The 22,644-nt window shown below is 62.5% G+C and carries 19 protein-coding genes and 1 pseudogene; 8 read left to right on the top strand and 12 right to left on the bottom strand.

Annotated elements, in window-relative coordinates:
* Positions 1–105: 105 nt before the first annotated feature.
* Positions 106–780, top strand: a complete 675-nt coding sequence (locus DRB87_RS07135; protein WP_130025396.1) for a GntR family transcriptional regulator — start codon at positions 106–108, stop codon at positions 778–780.
* A gap of 80 nt (positions 781–860) precedes the next feature.
* Here DRB87_RS07135 and DRB87_RS07130 read toward each other — a convergent pair whose 3' ends face one another.
* Positions 861–1,580, bottom strand: coding sequence for a GntR family transcriptional regulator (locus DRB87_RS07130; RefSeq protein ID WP_130025395.1), 720 nt, complete (start codon positions 1,578–1,580; stop codon positions 861–863).
* Between the two features lie 292 nt (positions 1,581–1,872).
* Here DRB87_RS07130 and DRB87_RS07125 point away from each other — a divergent pair, with 292 nt between their 5' ends.
* On the top strand, positions 1,873–2,631 hold the full coding sequence (locus DRB87_RS07125; RefSeq protein WP_130025394.1) for a 2-keto-4-pentenoate hydratase: 759 nt from the start codon (positions 1,873–1,875) through the stop codon (positions 2,629–2,631).
* A 268-nt stretch (positions 2,632–2,899) separates the two neighbouring features.
* Here the strand turns inward: DRB87_RS07125 and DRB87_RS07120 are convergent, their stop codons facing one another.
* The 4 genes from DRB87_RS07120 to DRB87_RS07105 all read right to left on the bottom strand — a co-directional run bounded on the left by DRB87_RS07120 (position 2,900) and on the right by DRB87_RS07105 (position 7,307).
* A complete protein-coding gene (locus DRB87_RS07120) occupies positions 2,900–3,850 on the bottom strand; it encodes a LysR family transcriptional regulator (RefSeq protein WP_130025393.1) in 951 nt (316 codons plus the stop codon).
* Positions 3,851–3,956: 106 nt separating this feature from the next.
* Positions 3,957–5,744, bottom strand: coding sequence for an NAD(P)(+) transhydrogenase (Re/Si-specific) subunit beta (locus tag DRB87_RS07115; RefSeq protein WP_130025392.1), 1,788 nt, complete (start codon positions 5,742–5,744; stop codon positions 3,957–3,959).
* Positions 5,745–5,759: 15 nt separating this feature from the next.
* Positions 5,760–6,890 carry an NAD(P) transhydrogenase subunit alpha gene (locus DRB87_RS07110; RefSeq protein WP_130025391.1) on the bottom strand — a complete coding sequence of 377 codons (1,131 nt, stop codon included), beginning with the start codon at positions 6,888–6,890 and terminating at the stop codon, positions 5,760–5,762.
* A 42-nt stretch (positions 6,891–6,932) separates the two neighbouring features.
* Complete coding sequence (locus DRB87_RS07105; protein ID WP_017231689.1) at positions 6,933–7,307, bottom strand: hypothetical protein; 375 nt, start codon at positions 7,305–7,307, stop codon at positions 6,933–6,935.
* Between the two features lie 250 nt (positions 7,308–7,557).
* Here DRB87_RS07105 and DRB87_RS07100 point away from each other — a divergent pair, with 250 nt between their 5' ends.
* Entirely contained in the window at positions 7,558–8,553 is a 996-nt protein-coding gene (locus tag DRB87_RS07100) for a LysR family transcriptional regulator (protein ID WP_130025390.1), read from the top strand.
* A 62-nt stretch (positions 8,554–8,615) separates the two neighbouring features.
* Here DRB87_RS07100 and DRB87_RS07095 read toward each other — a convergent pair whose 3' ends face one another.
* The 7 genes from DRB87_RS07095 to oxlT form a co-directional block, all read right to left on the bottom strand.
* The gene (locus DRB87_RS07095; RefSeq protein ID WP_130025389.1) at positions 8,616–9,389 is read right to left on the bottom strand and encodes a fumarylacetoacetate hydrolase family protein; all 774 of its coding nucleotides are present in this window, start codon (positions 9,387–9,389) and stop codon (positions 8,616–8,618) included.
* Between the two features lie 137 nt (positions 9,390–9,526).
* Complete coding sequence (frc, locus tag DRB87_RS07090; protein WP_130025388.1) at positions 9,527–10,774, bottom strand: formyl-CoA transferase; 1,248 nt, start codon at positions 10,772–10,774, stop codon at positions 9,527–9,529.
* A gap of 12 nt (positions 10,775–10,786) precedes the next feature.
* Positions 10,787–10,924, bottom strand: coding sequence for a hypothetical protein (locus DRB87_RS22975; protein WP_165385250.1), 138 nt, complete (start codon positions 10,922–10,924; stop codon positions 10,787–10,789).
* Positions 10,925–11,473: 549 nt separating this feature from the next.
* Positions 11,474–11,914, bottom strand: a complete 441-nt coding sequence (locus tag DRB87_RS07085) for a PAS domain S-box protein (RefSeq protein ID WP_017231694.1) — start codon at positions 11,912–11,914, stop codon at positions 11,474–11,476.
* 243 nt (positions 11,915–12,157) lie between these two features.
* On the bottom strand, positions 12,158–13,408 hold the full coding sequence (frc, locus tag DRB87_RS07080) for a formyl-CoA transferase (RefSeq protein WP_130025387.1): 1,251 nt from the start codon (positions 13,406–13,408) through the stop codon (positions 12,158–12,160).
* 25 nt (positions 13,409–13,433) lie between these two features.
* Positions 13,434–15,224 carry an oxalyl-CoA decarboxylase gene (oxc, locus tag DRB87_RS07075; RefSeq protein WP_240756216.1) on the bottom strand — a complete coding sequence of 597 codons (1,791 nt, stop codon included), beginning with the start codon at positions 15,222–15,224 and terminating at the stop codon, positions 13,434–13,436.
* Between the two features lie 191 nt (positions 15,225–15,415).
* Entirely contained in the window at positions 15,416–16,762 is a 1,347-nt protein-coding gene (gene oxlT / locus DRB87_RS07070; RefSeq protein WP_130027771.1) for an oxalate/formate MFS antiporter, read from the bottom strand.
* 740 nt (positions 16,763–17,502) lie between these two features.
* On the opposite strand from oxlT, the gene DRB87_RS07065 reads away from it, so the two are divergent.
* The 5 genes and pseudogenes from DRB87_RS07065 to DRB87_RS07045 all read left to right on the top strand — a co-directional run bounded on the left by DRB87_RS07065 (position 17,503) and on the right by DRB87_RS07045 (position 22,640).
* A complete protein-coding gene (locus DRB87_RS07065; RefSeq protein WP_130025386.1) occupies positions 17,503–18,516 on the top strand; it encodes a 2-dehydropantoate 2-reductase in 1,014 nt (337 codons plus the stop codon).
* 566 nt (positions 18,517–19,082) lie between these two features.
* Positions 19,083–19,301 (top strand): hypothetical protein, encoded by a 219-nt coding sequence (locus DRB87_RS07060; RefSeq protein ID WP_017231699.1) that lies wholly within the window; start codon positions 19,083–19,085, stop codon positions 19,299–19,301.
* 29 nt (positions 19,302–19,330) lie between these two features.
* Entirely contained in the window at positions 19,331–20,044 is a 714-nt protein-coding gene (locus DRB87_RS07055) for a GntR family transcriptional regulator (protein ID WP_130025385.1), read from the top strand.
* Between the two features lie 531 nt (positions 20,045–20,575).
* A pseudogene (locus tag DRB87_RS07050) lies at positions 20,576–21,042 on the top strand (formate dehydrogenase subunit gamma).
* Positions 21,039–22,640 (top strand): NADH-quinone oxidoreductase subunit NuoF, encoded by a 1,602-nt coding sequence (locus tag DRB87_RS07045; RefSeq protein ID WP_130025384.1) that lies wholly within the window; start codon positions 21,039–21,041, stop codon positions 22,638–22,640. The pseudogene DRB87_RS07050 and the gene DRB87_RS07045 overlap by 4 nt, the downstream one beginning before the upstream one ends.
* Positions 22,641–22,644 lie beyond the last annotated feature (4 nt).

Below are 22,644 nucleotides of genomic sequence, written 5' to 3'. Positions count from 1 at the left end.
GGCAATCGTAAAATTTAGGGTTAACGTGGAAAAAGCGCGCATTATCGATTGACGACGGATAACATCCCCATCAAAATTGGCATTCCATTTTGCCGATCATTGCGCATGAGCACGTCCGCCTCGCTGAACGCCGCCGCTTACGAAGCCCTCAAGGCGCGCATTGTGCGCGGCGAGCTTCGTCCCGGCGCGCCCCTCTCGGAACGCGCGCTATGCGACGCGCTGGCTGTCTCGCGCACGCCGCTGCGTGAAGCGCTCAAGCGACTGGCGAACGAAGGGTTGGTGGAAATCTCGGAAACGCGCCGCGCACGCGTGGCGCGTGTGAGTGTCGACGAAGTCGTGAATCTGCTCGCCGTGATGGCAGTCCTCGAAGGACTCTCGGGCGAGCAGGCGTGCGAAAAGGCGTCGGAAGCCGATCTTGACGCCCTCACGCAACTGCAAGCCGACATGGAATCGGCTTACGCTCGCGCCGATCACGCCGCCTACTTCGCCCTGAATCAGCAGATTCACCTGAGCATTCTGCGCATGGCGGACAACGGCCCGCTGGCCGAGTATTTCCACAATCTCAACGCACGCTTGCGGCATGTGCGCGAGCGATTGACGCCAACGCCCGAGCGCTGGCGTCAGGCCGTCGATGAACATGCGGAAATGCTCGCGCTACTACGGCGACGCGATGGCAAGCGACTGCGCACGCTGATGGAAGCGCACCTGCGCAGCAAGACCGACGCCTATGTCGCCGCCATGCTCAACGAAGGATTGGTGAGTCTGGGGCGCGCGGCGTGAGCCTGTGAACGCATGAACGGGCGAACGTGTGAACGTGTGAACACGCCAGCGCATTCCGACGCCTGCGCCGCACCGGCGTGTCACGCGGCGGCAAGTCGATGGGCGAGCACGGTGGCACACTTGGCCATCAGATGCCCGCGCAACAGTCGACCGAGCGCGGCACCGTCGCGCGCATGCAGGGCGCGCAGCATCGCAACGTGCTCGTCGACGGCTTGCTCCCACTTGCCGGCGTGCAGATTGGAGCGGAATCGCAGCGCCTGCAGCCGTTGATTGACCGATTGGTACATTTGCGTGAGGGCGGGATTACGCGCCGACGCATTGATGCGATCGTGAATCCGCTGATTGCAGTCGAAATAGCCGGGAAGGTCGCCGTTCGCGTGACACGTCAGCATTTCGCTGTGCAACGCCTGAATGTCGTCGATTTCCGCGGACGTGATGCGCGCGCAAGCCAATTCGCCAGCCAGCGCTTCCAGGCCGCTGAGCAGTTCGAAGGCATCGGCGATATCGCTGGCCGACAACGTCACGACACGCGCGCCGCGATTCGGCAGCAATTCGATCAGCCGCTCGACGGCCAGCATCTTGAGCGCCTCGCGCAGCGGCGTGCGCGACACACCGAGTTGCTCGCACAGGGCGCGCTCGTTCAGGTGCGCGCCCGGCGGCAGGGTGCCTTCGATCATCATCTTGCGCAGGCGGTCCATCACGGCAAGATGCAGCGCCTGCCGGCTGATCGGCGCCGTCGTCTCGCCGTCCGGCGGATGAATGACAGGATCACGCAGGACGTTCAGGGTCACAGAGTGCATAGGCTTGGCCAGGTCGTTCGCTTGGAGAAGAAGGTCATCGACTGCACGCACTGCACTTTCGCAAGCCGTGGCAAGCGTCCCCGCTACCACGTCGTGCGAAATATTACGAAATATTACGAAGTCCGATTCTCGCAGATCCCCAGGACTTTGACTACGTTAGGTGGTGTTTTCACCGAGTAGGCGTCATGTTCACCGCACCGCGCAACGACGACTGAATTTTGTATACGATGTGGAGTCATTTGTCGCCAGCGCATCGCTGGGGGCATCGCCTTTTCCCTAGGAGACTTGCAAGATGTTCGAGACCCCCGCCGTCGAATCGCTGGCCCAATTGCTGGCCGACACCCGTCGCGGCGATACGCCGATCGCCTCCCCCGCCCCGGCGCTGCTGCCGGTGGACTTCGACGCCGCCTACGCCGTGCAATTGCGCACCCTCGATTTGCTCGGCGAGACGATCGCAGCGTGGAAAGTAGGGGCGAAAGCGCCGATGGATCTGCCGAATTGCGCGCCGATTCCCGCCTCCGTCGTGAGCGACGCGGGCGGCACGCTGGCGTTGGGTGACTTCTTCCGGCCGGGATTGGAGTTGGAGATCGCGTTCCGATTGGCCCGCGATATCAAGCCGGGGATTTACGACGAGCGTGAGGCGCTCATGTTTGTTGGCGAAACGCTCGTGACAATCGAGATCACCGACAGCCGCTTCGCGACGAGCGGTCTCGACAGTCGGTTCACGTTGGCCGACTTGCAGAACAACGGTGCGCTCGTGATCGGGAGCGGGCGCGCTTACGATGCGTCGCTCGACTACCTGACGCCGAAGCTTACGTTCTCGCTCGATGGGGTGAACATCGCGCCGGCGGACACGGGGTTCAACACGGGGGGCGATCCACGCACCTTGCTCACGTGGCTCGTGAATCACAACGGCAAGCGCGGCATCACGATGCACGCGGGCGCCGTCATCACCTGTGGCTCTTACGTTGGCATGATTCCCGTGCGCGGTGCGGGCGTACTGCGCGGCACGATCGACGGAATCGGCGAGGCATCCCTCACACTGAAGTGATGGTCGGTGGGCGCCCGGGGCGCCGTAAGTGTCTCCTTCGGTTAAGCCGCGACTTATCCACAGTTTTTGTTCACAACGTTGTGGACAACGAATGAGGCACGGTTGCCAAGCGCTTGATCGGTATGGCGTTTTCGACCGAAGGGATCAGGAGGCGCTCCCCGCAGGCAAACTGCCTGCGAGCGCCTACGATTTATCCACAGATTTTGTGTTCAAGTCTGTGGACAAGTCCTTGATGAGAGAACGCAAGCCGTTGATTCGACTCAGGGATTCAGTTGACGGCCGTCGTGGAAGCAGCGCTCTGGCGGTCCATCGCCAGCGCAAAGCTCTTGTTGCGCTCGCGAACGACACGGTGAATCAGGTCCCACACCGTATGCGCAACGGGCGAGAGCGAACGGTTCTTGCGCCGCACGAGCACGATGTTGCGCTCGAACGCGGGCAACAGCGGACGCACGGCCAACGTGGAGTTCTCCGGCAACGGCAACGCGAGCGGCGGCAGCACGCTCACCCCCAGCCCCTCCTGCACCATGCGGAAGATGGTGCTCACATGCCCCAGCTCCTGCGTGATCGTTCCCTGCACCTTTTGCGTGGTGAGCGCGCGATCGATCAGCGCACGGCTGCCCGAACTCTGATTGAGCAGCACCAGGTTTTCGCCTGAGAGCTCCGACCAGTGCACGGCCGCCTGCGTGGCCAGCGGATGATCGCTGCGGCACACCAGACAGAACGGCTCGCTCATCAGGTGCTCGGTCGTGAGGTCGTCCGCGCCCTGCGGCGCAACCACGATGCCGAAGTCCACATCGCCCGCGCGCACGCTGTCCAGAACGGCGCGCTGCATTTGGTCGACGAGGGCGAGCGCCACATCCGGATACGTCGCCTGCGACGCCAACAGCACACGCGGCATGAGCGTCGCCGAGATGGTCGGGGCGGCGCCGATGCGCACCCTTCCGGTCGTGCGGGCTTCCGCGCCATGCGTCTGCAACAGGGCGATCTCGAGTTCGTCGAGCACACGGTCGAGACTGGCGGCGAGCGTCACACCGGCGTCGGTCAGGGCGACCTCGCGCGTGGTGCGGTCAACGAGACGCAGGCCAAGCTGTCCTTCCAGTTCATTGATGCACCGGCTGATGGCCGGTTGTGTCAGGCCGATCTCGGCCCCGGCGCGGCTGAAGTTCTTGCTGCGCGCCACGACCATGAAAACCTTCAGTTGTCTCAGCGATACGTTCATGTGCGATTGCCCTGCGGAAAATTAAGCGAACGAACCACCGCAGTGGCTCCGGCGCGCCGCGCTCGGCGGCGCGCCCCGTATTACGCAAGTCAAACGGTCGCGGCGATCAGGCCGCTGCCTTGACCATCTCTTCGACCACTTTCTTCGCGTCGCCGAAGACCATCATGGTCTTGTCGAGGTAGAACAGGTCGTTGTCCAGCCCGGCATAACCCGCCGCCATCGAACGCTTGTTGACGATGATCGTCTTGGCCTTGTACGCCTCGAGAATCGGCATGCCGGCAATCGGCGATGTCGGATCGGTCTTCGCGGCCGGATTCACCACGTCGTTCGCGCCGAGCACCAGCACCACATCCGTCTGGCCGAATTCGCCGTTGATCTCGTCCATCTCCAGCACCTGGTCGTACGGCACTTCGGCTTCCGCGAGCAGCACGTTCATATGACCCGGCATGCGCCCCGCCACCGGGTGGATCGCGTAACGCACACTCACGCCCTTCTCGACGAGCTTATCGGTCAACTCCTTCAGGGCGTGCTGAGCGCGGGCGACGGCCAGGCCGTAACCCGGCACGATCACCAGCGATTCGGCGTTGCTCATCAGGAATGCAGCGTCGTCAGGCGAACCCGACTTCACCGGGCGCTGCGGTTGATCGCCCGCTGCGCCACCCGCCCCCGCCTGGGCACCAAAGCCGCCGAGAAGCACGTTGAAGAACGAACGATTCATGGCCTTGCACATGATGTACGACAGGATGGCGCCGGACGAACCCACGAGCGAACCCGCGATGATGAGCATCGGGTTGTTCAGCGAGAAGCCGATACCGGCGGCCGCCCACCCCGAGTACGAGTTCAGCATCGACACGACGACCGGCATGTCCGCGCCGCCAATCGGGATGATGATGAGCACACCGAGCACGAACGCAATGGCCGTCATGATGGCGAACGGCGTCCAGCTCTGCGAGACGAAGAACGCGCCACCAAAGCCGAGCATCGCAATCGCCAGCGCCAGATTCACCATGTGCTGGCCCGTGAAGACCACCGGCGCGCCCTGGAACAAACGGAACTTGTACTTGCCCGAGAGCTTGCCGAAGGCGATGACCGACCCCGAGAACGTGATGGCGCCGACGAACGTGCCGATGAACAGCTCGATACGATTGCCTGCCGGCAACGACGTCTGCCCCGCAGGCACAATGCCGAACGCCGCCGGTTCCGCGACCGCCGCCACCGCGATACACACGGCCGCCAGACCGATCAGGGAGTGCATGGCCGCGACCAGCTCCGGCATCTTGGTCATCTCGACCTTGCGCGCGACGAAGGCGCCGATGCCGCCGCCGACCACGAGGCCCGCGAGGATCAATCCGAGTCCGGAGAAGTTGCCGTTCGAGAGCTTGCGCAACTCGAAGATCAGCGCCACGGTCGTAAGCGCCGCAATCGTCATCCCGATCATGCCGAACGCATTGCCGCGTCGCGCCATCTTCGGGTTCGACAGGCCCTTGAGCGCCTGAATGAAACAGATCGACGCGACCAAATACAACAGCGTCACAAGATTCATGCTCATGTCAGTGCGCTCCCTTGGCTGCGGCTTCGTCATTGGCCGCGGTCTTTGCCGGGCCTTGTCTTTCTTCTTGAACATCTCGAGCATGCGCTGTGTGACGAGGAAGCCCCCGAACACGTTCACCGCCGCAAGCGCCACGGCCACGACACCCATCGTCTTGCCGAGCGCGCCTTCCGTGAGCCCGGCCGCGAGCATCGCGCCCACGATCACGATGGCCGAGATCGCGTTCGTCACCGCCATGAGCGGCGTGTGCAGCGCAGGCGTGACGTTCCACACCACGTGATAGCCGACGTACACCGCCAGCACGAAGATGATCAGATTGATCACCGTGTGATTGATCATTTCCATGGTCGTGTCTCCCCCTTATGCCGCACGCAGCACTTGACCGTCGCGGCACATCAGGCACGCACTGACGATGTCGTCGTTGGTATCGATGACGAGCTTGCCTTCCTTGTCGATCACCAGCGTCAGGAAGTCGAGCACATTACGGGCATACAGCGCCGAGGCGTCGGCCGCCACCATGCCCGCGAGGTTGGTGTAGCCCGCAATCGTCACGCCATGCACCTTGACGACCTCGTCGGCCACCGACAGCGGGCAATTGCCGCCGCCGTTCGCGCCGCGCCCTGCCGCCAGATCGATGATCACCGAGCCGGGCTTCATGGCCTTGACGGTGTCTTCGGCGATGAGCGTCGGCGCGGCGCGCCCCGGAATCAACGCGGTGGAGATGACGATGTCCGCTTGTGTGAGACGCGTGTGCACGAGTTGCGACTGGCGCGCGAGCCATGCCGCCGGCATCGGGCGCGCATAGCCGCCCACGCCCTTGGCGATCTCGCGTTCCTCGTCGGTCTCGAACGGCACGTCGATGAACTTGGCGCCGAGCGATTCGATCTGCTCGCGCACGGCGGGGCGCACGTCCGACGCTTCGATGACCGCACCGAGACGCTTGGCCGTGGCGATGGCCTGCAACCCGGCGACGCCGGCGCCCAGCACGACCAGACGCGCGGCCTTGACCGTGCCGGCAGCCGTCATGAGCATCGGCATGAAGCGCTGATACAGGTTGGCGGCAAGCATCACGGCCTTGTAGCCGGCGATGTTGGCCTGCGAGGACAACACGTCCATGCTTTGCGCGCGCGTGGTCCGCGGCGCGGCTTCCAAGGCGAAGCCAATGACACCCGCCGCCGCCATGCGCGCATTGTTCTCGGCATCGAACGGATTGAGCATGCCGACGACGACACTGCCACGTGGAATCAATGCGATTTCCGCGATCGACGGCGCGCGTACCTTGAGCACCAACTCGGCGCCAAGGGCTTCGGCCGCGCTACCGCTCGACGCGCCCGCTGCGACATACGCGGCATCAGGCACGCTGGCCGCCTCGCCCGCACCACGCTCCACGGTGACGCGATGCCCTGCGCCCACCAGCTTCTTCACCGTTTCCGGTGTGGCCGCGACGCGGGATTCGCCGGCGGCCGTCTCCTTTGGAATGCCAATATGCATAGTTATTGTCTCGGGGTCTGAGCCCCTGTCGTGTTGTGAAACTCAGGCCGCAACGGCTCTCGGCGACTGCATCGAACGCCCTTCATTGGCCGCTTCGAAGCAACGCACCTTGGTGCAGTGAATCAGGTCGCACAGGAATTCCGGCTCGTAGGCGCGCAGCAGATGCGGCTGATGTCCGTCGAGATATGCCCCGATCAGCAGCAGCTCGGCCATGCGCAACGCCTGCGCCGAAGCGCCTTCGAGATACGCCAGCGGTAAATCTTGGTTCCCGGTCGCGTGCAGCAAACGGGCATAGGTGGGGTGATCCCAATACCAGTCCAGCCCCAATTCGACGAATGCGTTGTTGAACGCATGCAGATGGGCGTTGGCAACCGGTGCCAGGGCGGCGGGTTTGATATGCGATTCGATGACAGACATGATGGCGCTCTCCCAAAACAGTGATCGTCTCCAGAACACGCAGACCCGCGCTCGCCTGACATGACAGGTCACCGACGCTTTGCTGTCACACCACTTTCATGCGGGCTGCCATTGCAGATTACGCAGCCCAATCCATAAAAGACAGTTAAAGTTAATTATGCAAACCATCAACGATTACTTATACTTCTTCGACAACGCTTCGCGCGCGGAAATCATTCCGCCGCCCCACTGATGTCAGGATGACCGCCGCATGAAACACGCCACGCTTCGTCAACTCAAGGTCTTCGAAACCGTGGCGCGCCATTTGAGCTTTTCGCGCGCCGCCGAAGAGCTTCACCTCACGCAACCGGCCGTCTCGACACAGGTCAAGCAGCTCGAGAGTCACGTCGGCCTCCCGCTTTTCGAGCAGTTGGGCAAGAAGGTCTTTCTCACGCCGGCGGGCGCCGAAATGCTCCATTACAGCCGCGCGATCATTGCGCTCTTTCGCGAAACCGAAGAGGCAATGGATCACCTCAAGGGCATCACGGGCGGCAAGCTCAACGTGGCCGTGATCAGCGCGGGCGACTATTTCTTTCCCAGGTTGCTCGCGGCCTTTACCGCACGCCATCCCGGCGTGACGCTCAATCTCACGGTTCACAACCGCGAGGAACTCCTGCATCAGCTCACCGAAAACCTCACCGATCTGGCGGTGATGGTGCGTCCGCCACCGGAGATCGACACGATCAACGAAGCCTTCGCACCCCATCCGTATGTCATCGTGGCACCGCCGGATCATCCGCTGGCGAGCCAGCGTCAGATTCCCTTCTCGCGTCTGACGGAAGAACCGTTCATCAGCCGCGAGCGCGGATCCGACACGTGGAATTCCCTGCAGGACGCCTTCGGTCAGCGCACCCAGCGACTCAAGATCACGATGGAGATCGCCAGCACGGAAACCATCAAGCAAGCGGTCGTGGCGGGCATGGGCATCAGCTTCCTGTCGGCCCATACCGTTGGCATGGAGCTTCAGACCGGTCAGTTGACGGTGCTCGACGTCCAGGGCTTTCCGGCCTGGCAAAGCTGGTACGTCGTGCATCGTCGCAGCAAGCGGCTGCCGCCGGTCGCGCTCGCCTTCCGGGAATTCCTGCTGGCCGAAGGCGCTGCGCTCATCGACGGCATGATGGCCTACAAGAGTCCCGTGCCGCCTCCCGCTGCGCGCGGCGGCGATCACGCCGCCTCGCGCCGGACAGATCCCGGATCCGCCGAATGAAAAAGGGCGATCGACTCAGGCCTTTGCCACCCCGGCCGACCACCGTGAAATCGATTGCTCCCTCAGCCGCCCATGCGGTTGGCCAACGTCCCCAGTCCGTCGATGCTCACCTCGACCAGCGCGCCCTCTTTCATCGAGCCCACGCCAATCGAGGTGCCCACGGCGATCACATCCCCCGGCATCAGGGTCATGTCCTGTGAGATACGCGCGACGAGTTGCCACGGGTTGAAGATCATGTCGGCGAGCGGATAGCGCTGACGCTCCGTGCCGTCGAGCCGCGTGACGACCTCTGCCTCGCGCCAGTCGAAATCCTGTGCAATGACGGGGCCGAGACAGCCGAACGTGTCGAAGCCCTTGGCCCGCGTCCACTGTGCGAAGTTGCCGTCCTGCTCGATGATTTCAGCGGCGGTCACGTCGTTGACCAACGTGTAGCCGAGGATGTAATCGCGCGCGGCTTCCTCGCTCACTTGGCTCGCGCGCTTGCCGATCACAACGCCCAGTTCGCCCTCGAACACGATCTTGCCCGCATACGACGGGGGACGCTGAATCACCGCGTCGGGCCCGTTCAGCGACGTGGCCGGCTTGATGAGAAAGAGCGGATGCGACGGCGCGGCCTTGCCGAGCTTCGCGCCGAGCGCGTGAAAGTTGTTCCACAGCGCCACGATTTTCGAGGGCTCGCACGGGCACAGCAGGTCGACCGTATCGCGCGCGATCGTCGCGCCCGTGGCGATCGGCTGATCGTAGAGATCGCCGCGATGTTCGAGAATATGGTCGTCCTGCAGCAGGCCAAAGCCGATGCGACCATGTGCGGTCTTGAAACGGGTCCAGAGCTTCATGCGTATGCCTTATCTGTAACCGCCCGGCGCTACGGCAGGGTTCGCCGTTCGCGCGCCGGACGCGATGTCGTGACGTCATTCCCATCTGCCTCGTGCAGACGACTTGCGTTCGTGCGACGACGCTTACGCGGCGCCGCTTATACCGCGCCGATTTCGCGCAGTGCCGCGATCTGCTGTGTGCTGTAGCCGAATTCCGAAAGCACGTCGTCGGTGTGTTCGCCAAGCAGCGGCGAGCGCTCCACGTGCGTGGGGCTGGCCGAGAGCTTGATCGGGTTGCCGACGGTGAGGTACTTGCCGCGCTTCGGGTGATCGACTTCGACGATGGTCCCGGTCTCGCGCAGCGACATATCCTCGGCAATCTCTTTCATCGACAGAATCGGACCGCACGGGATGTCGTACTCGTTGAGGATCGCCATGACCTCGAACTTCGTCTTGGTCATGGTCCAATGCTCAACCGTGTCGAAGATCTCGCGCAGACGCGGCAGACGGGCACGCGGCGTGGCGTAGTCGGGATGCTCGACCCACTCGGGCTTGCCGATCACCTTGCAGATCGAGCCCCACACGGGCGCCTGGGCGATGAAGTAGATGTACGCGTTCGGGTCGGTCTCCCAGCCCTGGCATTTGAGAATCCAGCCCGGCTGACCGCCGCCCGACGCATTGCCGGCACGCGGCACCGCGTCGCCGAACTCGCCGTTCGGGAACTGCGGATACTCTTCCATCACGCGCGCGCGCTCCAGGCGCTGCTGATCGCGCAGCTTCACGCGGCACAGGTTCAACACCCCGTCCTGCATGGCGGCGAGCACGCGCTGGCCCTGTCCGGTCATCGTGCGCTGATACAGCGCCGTAACGATGCCCAGCGCCAGATGCAGTCCCGTGCCCGAGTCGCCGATCTGCGCGCCCGTGACCATCGGCGGGCCGTCGTCGAAACCGGTCGTCGACGCCGCACCGCCCACGCACTGCGCCACGTTCTCGTAGACCTTGCAGTCCTGGTACGGACCGGGTCCGAAGCCCTTGACCGAGGCCACGATCATGCGCGGGTTCAACGCGTGGATGTGCTCCCACGTGAAGCCCATGCGATCGAGCGCGCCGGGGGCGAAGTTTTCAACGAGCACGTCGCAGTCGCGGATCATGCGCTCGAGCACCGCCTTGCCTTCCGGGTGCTTCGTGTCGAGCGTGATCGAACGCTTGTTGCTGTTGAGCATCGTGAAGTAGAGACTGTCCGCGTCGGGAATGTCTCGCAGTTGATCGCGCGTCACGTCGCCGTGTCCCGCGCGCTCGATCTTGATCACGTCCGCGCCGAACCAGGCGAGCAACTGCGTGCAAGTCGGCCCCGACTGCACGTGCGTGAAGTCGAGAATGCGCACACCTTCAAGTGCCTTGCCCATGATCGGCTCCGCTCAGCAAGTGGCCCGGGCAGCCGCGCCCGACGCCGACAGTTGAACTTGCGCATGGCGCACGGCACATGCCGCGACCTGCTGAATGTGCGTGCCACGCGCTGGGCGGGCTTCGCGCCGGATGCTGGCGACGATGATCATGGTTTGTCTCCTCCTGATGCGACGGCGTTTATGTAATCGGTGCGCGAGACGCGACGACACGCGAGGCTCGCCTGATCGCTCGATGGTTGTCGCCTCTGCGGGCGCCATCCCCATCGTGGATCGATTGTTGTGATATACAGTATTTCATACACGATATTTTATCAACGGCTTTTTGTTGCCGATGAGATTTGCTGTCTCGCCGCATCGATCGGCAAAAAATCGCCAGAATCCCCATGTATCAAGGGAGTCCGCACCGCAACATGGTCCATGCGATCCGACCGGGCTACGGGTTTACAGGCATGTGTCACAGCGATGAAATTCGGTCGCCTGCGGTGCGGATTCCTTGCAAATCCTGTGAATATATTGAATACAAAATATTTTCATCCCGCCGCATCGCCTTTGCCTGGCGGCCGAAATGCAAAAAGCACCGATTCGCGACGCCGCCCTTTCGGGCGCGTTGCGAATCGGTGCTTCCTGTCTCTTGCGGTGACGGCCGGGCGTTAGCGGCGACCCCAGGCGCACCGCGCTGCGTCGACCGACATCGAATGATCAGCCTGCGGTGGCGGCCACCTTCGCCTCGAGTTCCGCCACGCGCTTGCGCAACTGACGATCTTCCTGGAAGCGCGCAGTCTCGTCGCGAATCACGGCCACGATGCCGGTGACTTCGCCGCCCTCGCCATGCAACAACGCCACGGTGAACGCAATCGACATGGCGCGGCCGTCCTTGTGCGCGGCGGGGACTTTGAGCAGATCGCTGCCGTACTTCGTCTGCCCGGTCTCCATCGTCTTCACATAGCCTTCATTGTGGCGCGCGCGCAGCCGCTCGGGAATGATGATGTCCAGCGGCTGCCCGAGCGCCTCGGCCTCGGAGAAGCCGAACATCTTTTGCGCGCCGCTGTTCCACAGCGTGATGATGTTGTTCGGATCGGCCACGACGATGGCGTCGCCCACTACCTGGACCAACTGACTGACGTCGACGGATGCGCTCATGATGTCTCCAATAATTTTGTGGGAAATGCGATTGGCAGGGATATCAAACATGCCAATAAAGTACATCAATTAGAGGACAACACGGTCCCGAAAATAAAAATGGGTGCTGGCTCCGCTCGGCGCCGCACCCATGAACATTTCCTGCCTTGCGTCCCGCGCGCCGTCACCGCCCAAAGGCGGCGTCGGCACAGGCGGCGCATTGGCGGCGAGCCGGGCTCGGCCTGACTCGCCCCCCTCGCGGACTTAAACCGACCGCGACGAATGCAGGTTCGCGATCTGGTCCTTGCTGTAGCCCAGCTCGGCCAGGATCTCGTCGGTGTGCTCACCCAGCAGCGGCGAACCGGTGATTTCCGGCTTCAGACCCGAGAACTTGATCGGGCTGCCGACGGTCAGATACGTACCACGCTCCTTGTGCGGCACTTCCACGATCGTGCCCGACGCGCGCAGCGACGGGTCGTTCGCGATTTCCTTCATCGACAGGACCGGTGCGCACGGGATATCGAACTTGCGCAGGATGTCGACCGCTTCGTACTTCGTCTTGTCGGCCAGCCAGGCTTCGATGGTCGCGAAGATGTCGAAGATGTGCGGTTGACGTGCTTGCGGCGTGGCGTAGTTCGGATCTTCGATCCACTCCGGCTTGCCCAGCGCGCGGCAGATCGGCTCCCAGGCGTGGCCCTGAATCGTGAAGTAGATGTACGCGTTCGGGTCCGTCTCCCAGCCCTTGCACTTGAGCACCCAGCCCGGCTGACCGCCACCGCCGGCGTTGCCGCCACGCGGCACCACGTCGCTGAACTCGCCATGCGGGTACTGCGGATACTCTTCGAGGTAGCCGATACGGTCCAGGCGTTGCTGGTCGCGCAGCTTCACGCGGCACAGGTTGATGACCGAATCCTGCATCGAGACGGCGACCTTCTGACCACGCCCCGTCTGGCCACGGCCGATGATGGCCGTCAGAATGCCGATCGCGAGGTGCATGCCGGTGTTGCTGTCGCCCAGCGCCGCGGCCGACACCGTCGGAGGGCCGTCCCAGAAGCCCGTCGTCGATGCCGCGCCACCTGCGCACTGCGCCACGTTCTCGTACACCTTCAGGTCATCGTAGTGGTGACCGTCCGAGAAGCCCTTCACCGAGGCCATGATCAGCTTCGGGTTGAGTTCGTTCAGACGCTCCCACGAGAAGCCCATGCGATCCAGCGCGCCCGGGCCGAAGTTTTCCACCAGCACGTCGGATTCACGCACCAGCTTTTCGAGAACTTCCTTGCCTTCCTGCGTCTTCGTGTCCAGCGTCAGCGAGCGCTTGTTGCTGTTGAGCATCGTGAAGTACAAGGCGTCGGCGTCGGGGATGTCGCGCAGTTGGTTACGCGTGACGTCGCCCGAACCCGGGCGTTCCACCTTGATGACGTCCGCACCGAACCAGGCCAGCAACTGCGTGCAGGCGGGGCCGGCTTGAACGTGCGTGAAGTCGATGATCTTGATACCTTCGAGGGGTTTGCTCATGTCATGTCTCCTTAATTGACTCGAGTTACTTTTTCATCGCCGCGCTTTGCGGATTCAGGTTCGTCAGACGGCCGCTTTCGGTGCCCGCCGCTTCGTCGATGACGGCGTTAATCAGCGCCGGCTTGCCTGCTGCGATGGACTCCTGCAGCGCCTTCGTCAGTTCTTCCGGCGTGGTGACGTGGTAGCCGATGCCGCCGAACGCTTCGATCATCTTGTCGTAGCGCGCGCCCTTGACGAACACCGTCGGTGCCACGTCCTTGCCGCCCGTCGGATTGACGTCGGTGCCGCGATACACACCGTTGTTGTTGAAGATGATGGTGGTGACCGGCAGCTCGTAACGGCAGATGGTTTCGAGTTCCATGCCGCTGAAGCCGAATGCGCTGTCGCCTTCGATGGCCACGACCGGCTGACCGCTCGTGACGGCCGCGCCGATGGCGAAGCCCATGCCGATGCCCATCACGCCCCACGTACCCGAGTCGAAGCGCTTGCGCGGCTGGTACTGGTCGATGATGGCGCGCGCGTAGTCGAGCGTGTTCGCACCTTCGTTGACGAGGTTGATGTCCGGATGCTGCTTGAGCACGTCGCGAATCGCACCCAGCGCGCTGTGGAAGTTCATCGGCGACGGATTCTGCGCCAGCGTTGCCGCCATCTTCGCCAGGTTCTTGTTCCTGCGCTCGGCGATGGCGCCGGTCCATTCGGTCGACGGCTTGCCGAAGTTGGCGTCCACACCGGCGAGCAGTGCCGACACGCACGAGCCGATGTCACCGATCACCGGGGCCGCGATGGCCACGTTGCTGTCGATTTCCGTGGGCGAGATGTCGATCTGCACGAACTTCTTCGGGGCGGCGCCCCACGTCTTGCCCTTGCCGTGCGCGAGCAGCCAGTTCAGGCGCGCGCCGATCAGCACGACAACGTCGGCTTCCTGCAGCACGAACGAACGTGCGGCCGCGGCCGATTGCTCATGCGTGTCGGGCAGCAGCCCCTTGGCCATCGACATCGGCAGGTAGGGAATGCCGGTCTTCTCGATGAGGGCGCGAATGTCGGCGTCGGCTTGTGCGTACGAAGCGCCCTTGCCGAGCAAGATCAGCGGACGCTTGGCGCCCTTGATGACGTCGAGCGCGCGCTGGACGGCATCCGGTGCCGGGATCTGACGCGGTGCGGCGTCGATCACGCGAATCAGGGAGTCCTTCGCCTTCTGTGCGTCGATGGTCTGGGCCAGCAGCTTGGCGGGCAAATCCAGGTAGACGCCGCCCGGGCGGCCCGACACGGCGGCGCGAATGGCGCGGGCCAGGCCCACGCCGATGTCTTCGGCGTGCAGCACGCGGTAGGCAGCCTTGCAATACGGCTTGGCCGCATTGAGCTGGTCCATCTCTTCGTAGTCGCCCTGCTGCAAGTCGACGATCTCACGCTCGCTCGAACCGCTGATCAGGATCATCGGGAAGCAGTTGGTGGTCGCGTTGGCGAGGGCGGTCAGGCCATTCAGGAAGCCAGGGGCCGACACGGTCAGGCAGATGCCGGGCTTTTGCGTCATGTACCCGGCGATGGCTGCGGCATGCCCGGCATGCTGTTCGTGGCGGAAGCCGATGAAACGCATGCCTTCGGCTTGCGCGAGTCGCGCCAGATCGGTGATGGGAATCCCCACCAGACCGAAGATGGTGTCGATGTCGTTCGCTTTCAGGGCGTCAATGATCAGATGGAAGCCATCAGTCGTTGCTGCCTCGGACACGATGTTCGCGTGTCGGCTGGTGTCATTGAGCGTGTTGCCCGCGGTGTCGTTTTCCGCTTTGCCGACTGGCACGGTCATCGCAATGGACATAATTCTCTCCTCCAATTTTTCCGGTTTCAGTGTTGCGTCGTCTTGTCTGACGATTAATGGGTATTCCCAAACTGCTGCGCTACTTGCTCACCCGGCCGTGCAACCGGCCCCGCAAGGGCACGGATTGCACGCCGGTCAAACATCTCTTCAATCCAGCCGCTCAGGCGACGTCTTCATATCGTCAGTTCACGTTACGTGGTACTGCGCGATAGATCCGCCGCCTGCACGACCGGCTCGCTGGCTTGCGCCTTGTAGTCACTGGCGTAACGCTGTGCCAGACGGGCACGCATCGGCTTGAGGACGAACAAGGCAAGGAAGGCGGCGAAGGCGTTCATGGCGCAAGCGATCATGAACACGGCCTGCCAACTGCCGGTCGACGTGGTGATGATGCTCGAGAAGGGCACCAGCAACGCGGCGGTCCCCTTCGCGGTGTAGAGCATCCCCGCGTTGGTGGCGGCGTACTTCGAGCCATACGTGTCGGCGCAGGTCGCCGGGAACAGGCTGTAGATCTCTCCCCAGGCGAAGAACACCAGCCCCGTCAGGATCACGAAGGCCACCGGATGCTGGCCGAACTTGGCCAAGGCATAAATCCCGACGGCTTCCATCGCGAAGGCGATGAACATCGTGTTTTCGCGACCGATCTTGTCGGAGATCCAGCCGAACACCGGACGCGTCACCCCATTGAGCACACGGTCGATAGCCAGTGCGAAGGTGAGTGCGGGCAGCGTCAGACCGAGGATCGACACCGGGGCCTGATCGAGACCGTAGTCCTTGGCGATCGGACCGAGCTGTGCCGTCGCCATCAAACCGCCGGCGGCCATCAGCACGAACATCAGATACATCATCCAGAACACTGGCGAGCGCATCACTTCCGTCGGCTTGGCGTTGTAGCGCATGGCACCCGGGGCCAACTTCTTGAGTGCCTCGATCGATGCCGGCGGGTTGCAGAGCGCCAGACCCAGCAGCAGCACGATGATCCCCTGGCCCAGACCGAAGGTCAGGAAGGTGTTTTCGTAGCCGCTCGACTTGATCATGTTGGCAATCGGCACCACCGTCAGTGCCGAACCGGCGCCGAAACCCGCGGCGGTCAAGCCCGCAGCCAGACCGCGGCGATCCGGGAACCACTTCAACGCATTACCCACGCAGGTGCCATATACCGCACCGGCACCCACCCCGCCCACGGCCGCCGCGAAATACAGCATCGGCAGCGACGAGGCATGGGCATTCAACACCCAGGCGACACCGCACAACAGACCACCCCCGACCACCACCGGGCGCGGGCCGAATTTGTCGACCAGATACCCTTCGATCGGCACCAACCAGGTTTCGGTCACGACAAAAATCGTGAACGCCACCTGAATGGCCGTACGGCCCCAGTGATACTTCTCATCGATCGGGTTGACGAACAGCGTCCACCCGTACTGCAAGTTGGCGATCATCGCCATGCAAATCACGCCGAACACGAGCTGAACCCAAGGGCTCGCGAACACGGATTGCTTACCGTGTTGATTTTTCGTCTCCACTTGTACCTCCTCCATCGGTTTCCAGTTGTTTGGCAGCTTCACAACAACAACACCTTCCGGATGGGGTCTGTGCCCCTGGGTATGCTTTACGAGGTCTTCGCCTCGTCGACTTGTCTCTGATGCTTACGGGGGCCATTGCATTTCCCGTAAATATACCGAACGAAATATACGATATATCAGATATAAGTCAACACTAATTTATTGCGATCCTCGTCGTCCGCTTCGTGTACCGCAGTCGTTTTCGTCCATTGCAGCGAAAACCATTCCGGCACACGAGGCACTGTTCTAAGTGGCGGCTAGATACAGTAACGCCACTGTAGGCCCGAGCGACGCAACAACGCAATGCGAAAATACTAAGGAGTTAACCTGATCTGAAAGGCTTGCCTGATAAGGCATTCCGCCTTTTTATATCGGCCTCCTTGGCAATTTTTAAAACCAACACAAGACGATATTTTTGATAGTTTTTCTCACAATATACCCACTTCGGGCATTCTCGCGAATCTCTTGTAATACACCGTAATAATTCACCTAAGGGACGCGCAACGCGTTTTCCAGGCCCCCTTCTCATGCCCGATGTGCTCACACATCCCGACGCCGGTTTTGGGTGCGTCTGCGGGGAAACCATGACGGGAATTGCCCCCAGAAGGCTTGGCGCTCCGGATCTTGTGATATACGATATACAACATTTGGTATTAGAAAAATAAATGGCCAGTACCAGGCCCAGGTTTCGATTCACCTTTGGAGGGAGAGACTTCATGAAGATTTGCATCTATGGCGCCGGTGCCATCGGTGGCTATCTCGGCGTGCAACTCGCACACGCCGGAGCCGATGTCAGTCTAGTGGCCCGCGGCCCGCATCTGGCCGCCATGCGCGAGCACGGACTCAAGCTGTTGATCGATGGCGAGGAACGCGTCGCTCAGCTGCGTTGCACGGACGATCCGCGTGAACTCGGTCCGCAGGATTACGTGATCATCGCGTTGAAGGCGCATTCGGTCCCCGCGGTACTGGACGCGATGCAGCCCCTGATCGGTCCGAATACGGCGGTCGTCACGGCCGTGAACGGCATCCCCTACTGGTACTTCTATAAGCACGGCGGCGCGCTTGAAGGCACGACGCTCGAGAGCATCGACCCGGGCGGCCGTCAGTGGCGTCAGCTCGGCCCCGAGCGCGCCATCGGCTGCGTGGTCTATCCGGCCACTGAAGTGGTGGCCCCCGGCGTGATCCAGCACGTCTACGGGAACAAGTTCCCGCTGGGCGAAGCCAGCGGCGAGCGCACCGAGCGTGTGGAGAAGCTCTCGCAGTTGATGACCGCCGGCGGACTCGACGCGCCGATTCGCGAGAATATCCGCGACGAAATCTGGCTCAAGCTCTGGGGCAACCTCTGCTTCAACCCGATTTCGGCACTCACGCACGGCACGCTCGATATCATCGCGAGCGATCCGGGCACGCGGGCCATTGCGCGCGCCATGATGCTCGAGGCCAAGGCGATCGGCGACAAGTTCGGCGTGCATTTCCGCGTCGACGTGGAGCGTCGCATCAACGGTGCGGGTGCGGTCGGTGCCCACAAGACGTCGATGCTGCAGGATCTGGAACGTGGCCGTGCGATGGAAATCGATCCGCTCGTCTCGGTGGTGCAAGAGATGGGGCGCCTCGCCAACGTGCCGACACCGACGCTCGACGTGGTGCTGGCGTTGATCAAGCAGCGCGAGTTCATGACGCAGCCCGACGCGGTCGCGGCCGCGCAAGCGCGTCTGGCCAAAGCGGCCTGAGCCAAACGTTGTTTCCATGAAACACTCCTCGCGGGACTGACAGGACTGTCCCGCGAGAATGAGCCCCTCTATATATAGAGAGGCGGCGCACGCAAGCGAAGGTAGGAATGGGTTCATCGCCCCGCCCTGCCGTCGTTCGAGTGGGCCGCCACCGAATCGCCGGCCGCGGTCGATTTTTCGCCGATAACCCGCGCCCCGTCGCACCGAACCACGCCATTGCCGATGTGGTTTCGCGGCAACGCAATAATTCGCCTTTGCACCACGTTCAGAGCACTTCGGGTTCTCCCTGAAACCACGCGCGCCACGGGCGTCCCGAAATCCGCACCAATGCAAGCCTGACGGACCACCCAGGAGGTTCACCGCCACCCTCGACCCACAGAACAAAATCGGAAAAAAAGACAAATCCGGGCAGTCAAGCATCGCAACGACACAGGGAACGTCCCGAAAAACGATAAATATTGGTATTTGGTATGTGGTATATCTTGAGACTTGTTGCAGCGCGACATACAATGCAAAGCAAGTTCTCCCCCACATTTCATTCGTCAACTTTTATCAGGAGTATCACCATGTTCGTCGCTGCGCTGACTTTGCTTGCCCTTGCTTCCGCCCTTGCCACCGGTGTTGCGATGGTTCACCTCTTCGTCGCCCTGCCGGCCTCGATGCTCGAAAAGGCCGAAAAGAACGGCCGCTTCGCCTACCTGGCGGAAACCACGCAGGCAAATGAATCGGGTAAACTCGTTACCAAGCCGGCAACCATCGTGGGGCAGCAAGCATTGCGCCTCTGAAGGGGCCGTAATACCTAGGAGACTATTGCATGTCCCTGATCACCCCAACTCCGGCGCGCGTGACTCCGCTCGCGCTGGAGCCGATCGACACCACCACGAGTTTTCGCAATCAGGCGTATGCGCTGCTGAAAAAAGCCATCGCCGATGCCGATATATATAACCAGAAGGAAGAAATTCGCCTGGACGAGCGTCAGCTCATCCAGGTGCTTGGCGTTTCGCGCACGCCGATTCGCGAAGCGATGACCTTGCTGGAACAGGAAGGTTTTCTGCGGACGGTGCCGCGCCGGGGCATCTTCATCATCCGCAAGACCAAGCGCGAAATCGTCGAGATGATTCAGATGTGGGCAGCGCTCGAGGGGATGTCCGCGCGTCTGGCGACATTGCACGCAACCGACGAGGAAATCGCCAGGCTGCGCCATCTGTTCGACGAGTTCGTCAACGCGCCGCCGACGGATCATATCGAAGAGTATTCGGACGCGAACATCGACTTCCATCAGGCGCTGATCAATCTTGGCGGCTCGCAAGCCATCGCCAATACGATCAAGAACCTGTTCATTCACGTGCGCGCCATCCGCAAGGTGACGATCGCTCAGAACGACCGGGCCGCCCGCTCGATTGTCGATCACCTGAAGATCATTACCGCCCTCGAGAAGCGCGACACGGAACTCGCCGAGAAGCTCGCGCGCGACCACACCCTCGGCCTGGCCGCCTTCGTCGAAGAGCATTGCGACTTCCTCGAATAACGCGCTTGTGCCGCTGCACCGCGCCCGGCAACGGACGCGAGCCCCAAAAAAAGCCAGTGACATCGGTATGTCGCTGGCTTTTTTCTTTTGCCCCCGCCCTATCGCGTTCCCGCCCAAGTCCCGCGTCACGCCGGCATCCCTTCTGCCGCCCCCCTACAGTCTCGACAATTGCGGGGGATTCTGGCGCCGAGTACCAGCCCCCAATTCGGGTAAACGAGCCTGTCAAACCCGCCCCGAATCTATTGCACGTATACCGTATATCATATATCGTGTTTCACATACGGATGTACCGCAGCACCGACTTGTTGACGCAGGTTGACGAAGTAAGCCACGGGCGAGAGGCCGAGCTCGTGCGGCATATGGTGGGGGCTATGTGCCGCACGCTCGTCCGGCGCCGCGCTGATCGCTAGACCCGAGCAGCGTCGCCGGATGTGACCATTGGGCCTCTCGCCCCAGGGCAAGACAAGAACAGATAACTCACACCCTCAGGCGCCCCGTTCCCCGCAGGGTGCCAAACAGGAGACAACAGCCATGCGCGAGGCTTTTTCCATCGCCACGGTGCACGCGATTCTGGACGCTCATTCGGCTCAGGAAGGTCCGCTTCTGCCGATCCTTCATGACGTTCAGGACGCTTTCGGCTACGTCCCCCGGACGCCGTGCCCGTCATCGCCAACGCCCTCAACCTGTCTCGCGCCGAAGTGCACGGCGTGATCACGTTCTACCATCACTTTCGCACCAGCCCGCCGCCGCGCCACGTCGTGCAGATCTGCCGCGCCGAGGCGTGTCAGAGCATGGGCGCCGACGCGCTTGTCGCGCATGCCGAACGCGTGCTGGGCTGCACGATGCACAGTCATCACGGCGACGTTGCGCTCGAACCGGTGTATTGCCTGGGCCAATGCGCGACGTCACCCGCGATCACGATCGACGACAAGCTTCACGCGCGCGTCACCCCCGAGAAATTCGACCGTCTGGTCGCCCGCGCCAAGGATGCCGCATGAGCCAATCCTCCACTTCCGCCCAACCGTCCTCCGGCAAGGTACGGCTTTATTTGCCGCGTGACTCCGCCGCGCTCGCGCTCGGTGCCGACGACGTCGCCGACGCCATCCTGGCGCAAGCCGCCCAGCGCGGTATCGACATCGAACTGGTGCGCAACGGTACGCGCGGCATGCTGTGGCTTGAACCGTTGCTCGAAGTCGCGACCCCGGCGGGGCGCGTCGCCTATGGTCCGGTCGATGTCGACGACGTCCCGAGCCTGTTCGATGCCAATGTCACGGCCGGTGGCGATCATCCGCTCGCCCTCGGACTGACCGAAGAGATTCCGTATTTCAAGAAGCAGGAACGGTTGACGTTTGCGCGCGTGGGCATCACCGATCCCGTATCGGTCGACGACTACGTTGCACATGACGGCTATCGCGGTCTGCGCAATGCGCTCGCGTTGGACGGCGCGGCCATCGTCGCGCAAGTCACCGAATCGGGCCTGCGCGGTCGCGGCGGTGCGGCGTTCCCGACCGGCATCAAGTGGAAGACGGTGCTCAACACGCCCGCCGCGCAAAAGTACATCGTCTGCAATGCGGACGAAGGCGATTCGGGCACGTTCGCCGACCGCATGCTGATGGAAGGCGATCCGCTCGTGCTTGTCGAGGGCATGACGATTGCCGGCATCGCCGTGGGCGCCACGCGCGGCTATATCTACGTGCGCAGCGAGTATCCGCATTCCATCGATGTGCTCAACGAAGCCATTGTCAACGCCGGCAAGGCGGGCTACCTGGGCGATGACATCCTGGGCTCGGGCAAGACCTTCCATCTCGAAGTGCGCAAGGCGGCCGGGGCTTACGTCTGCGGCGAAGAAACCGCATTGCTGGAAAGTCTCGAAGGCAAGCGCGGCGTGGTGCGCGCCAAACCGCCGCTACCGGCCATCGAAGGTCTCTTCGGCCTGCCCACCGTCATCAACAACGTGATTTCGCTGGCGTCGGTACCGATCATCATGGATCGCGGCGCGGCGTTCTACAAGGACTTCGGCATGGGTCGCTCGCGCGGCACGCTGCCGATCCAGCTCGCGGGCAACATCAAGTACGGCGGCCTGATCGAGAAGGCCTTCGGCGTGACGCTGCGCGACATCCTGTACGAGTTCGGCGGCGGCGCCATCACCGGTCGCCCGCTGCGCGCGGTACAGGTCGGCGGCCCGCTCGGCTCCTATCTGCCCGAATCGCAATGGGACACCCCACTCGACTACGAAGCGTTCGCCGCACTCTGGGCGGTGCTCGGCCACGGCGGCATCGTGGCGCATGACGACACCGTCGACCTCGCCACGCTCGCGCGCTATGCGATGGAGTTCTGCACCATCGAGTCGTGCGGCAAGTGCACGCCGTGCCGCATCGGTTCGACGCGCGGCGTCGAAGTGATGGACAAGATCATCGACGGACGCGACCGTCCCAAGCAGATCAAGCTGCTGCGCGACCTGTGCGACACCATGCTCTCCGGCTCGCTGTGCGCGATGGGCGGCATGACGCCCTACCCCGTGCTGTCTGCACTGAACCATTTCCCCGAAGACTTCGGCGCGGCCGAACCGTCGAATCTGCCGACCCAGGCCGCCTAGGAGA

The sequence above is a fragment of the Pandoraea sp. XY-2 genome (assembly GCF_004193915.1).
Lineage (GTDB): Bacteria > Pseudomonadota > Gammaproteobacteria > Burkholderiales > Burkholderiaceae > Pandoraea > Pandoraea cepalis.
Note: the sequence above shows the minus strand (reverse complement) of the source record. Positions and strands in the feature narration are given on the sequence as shown.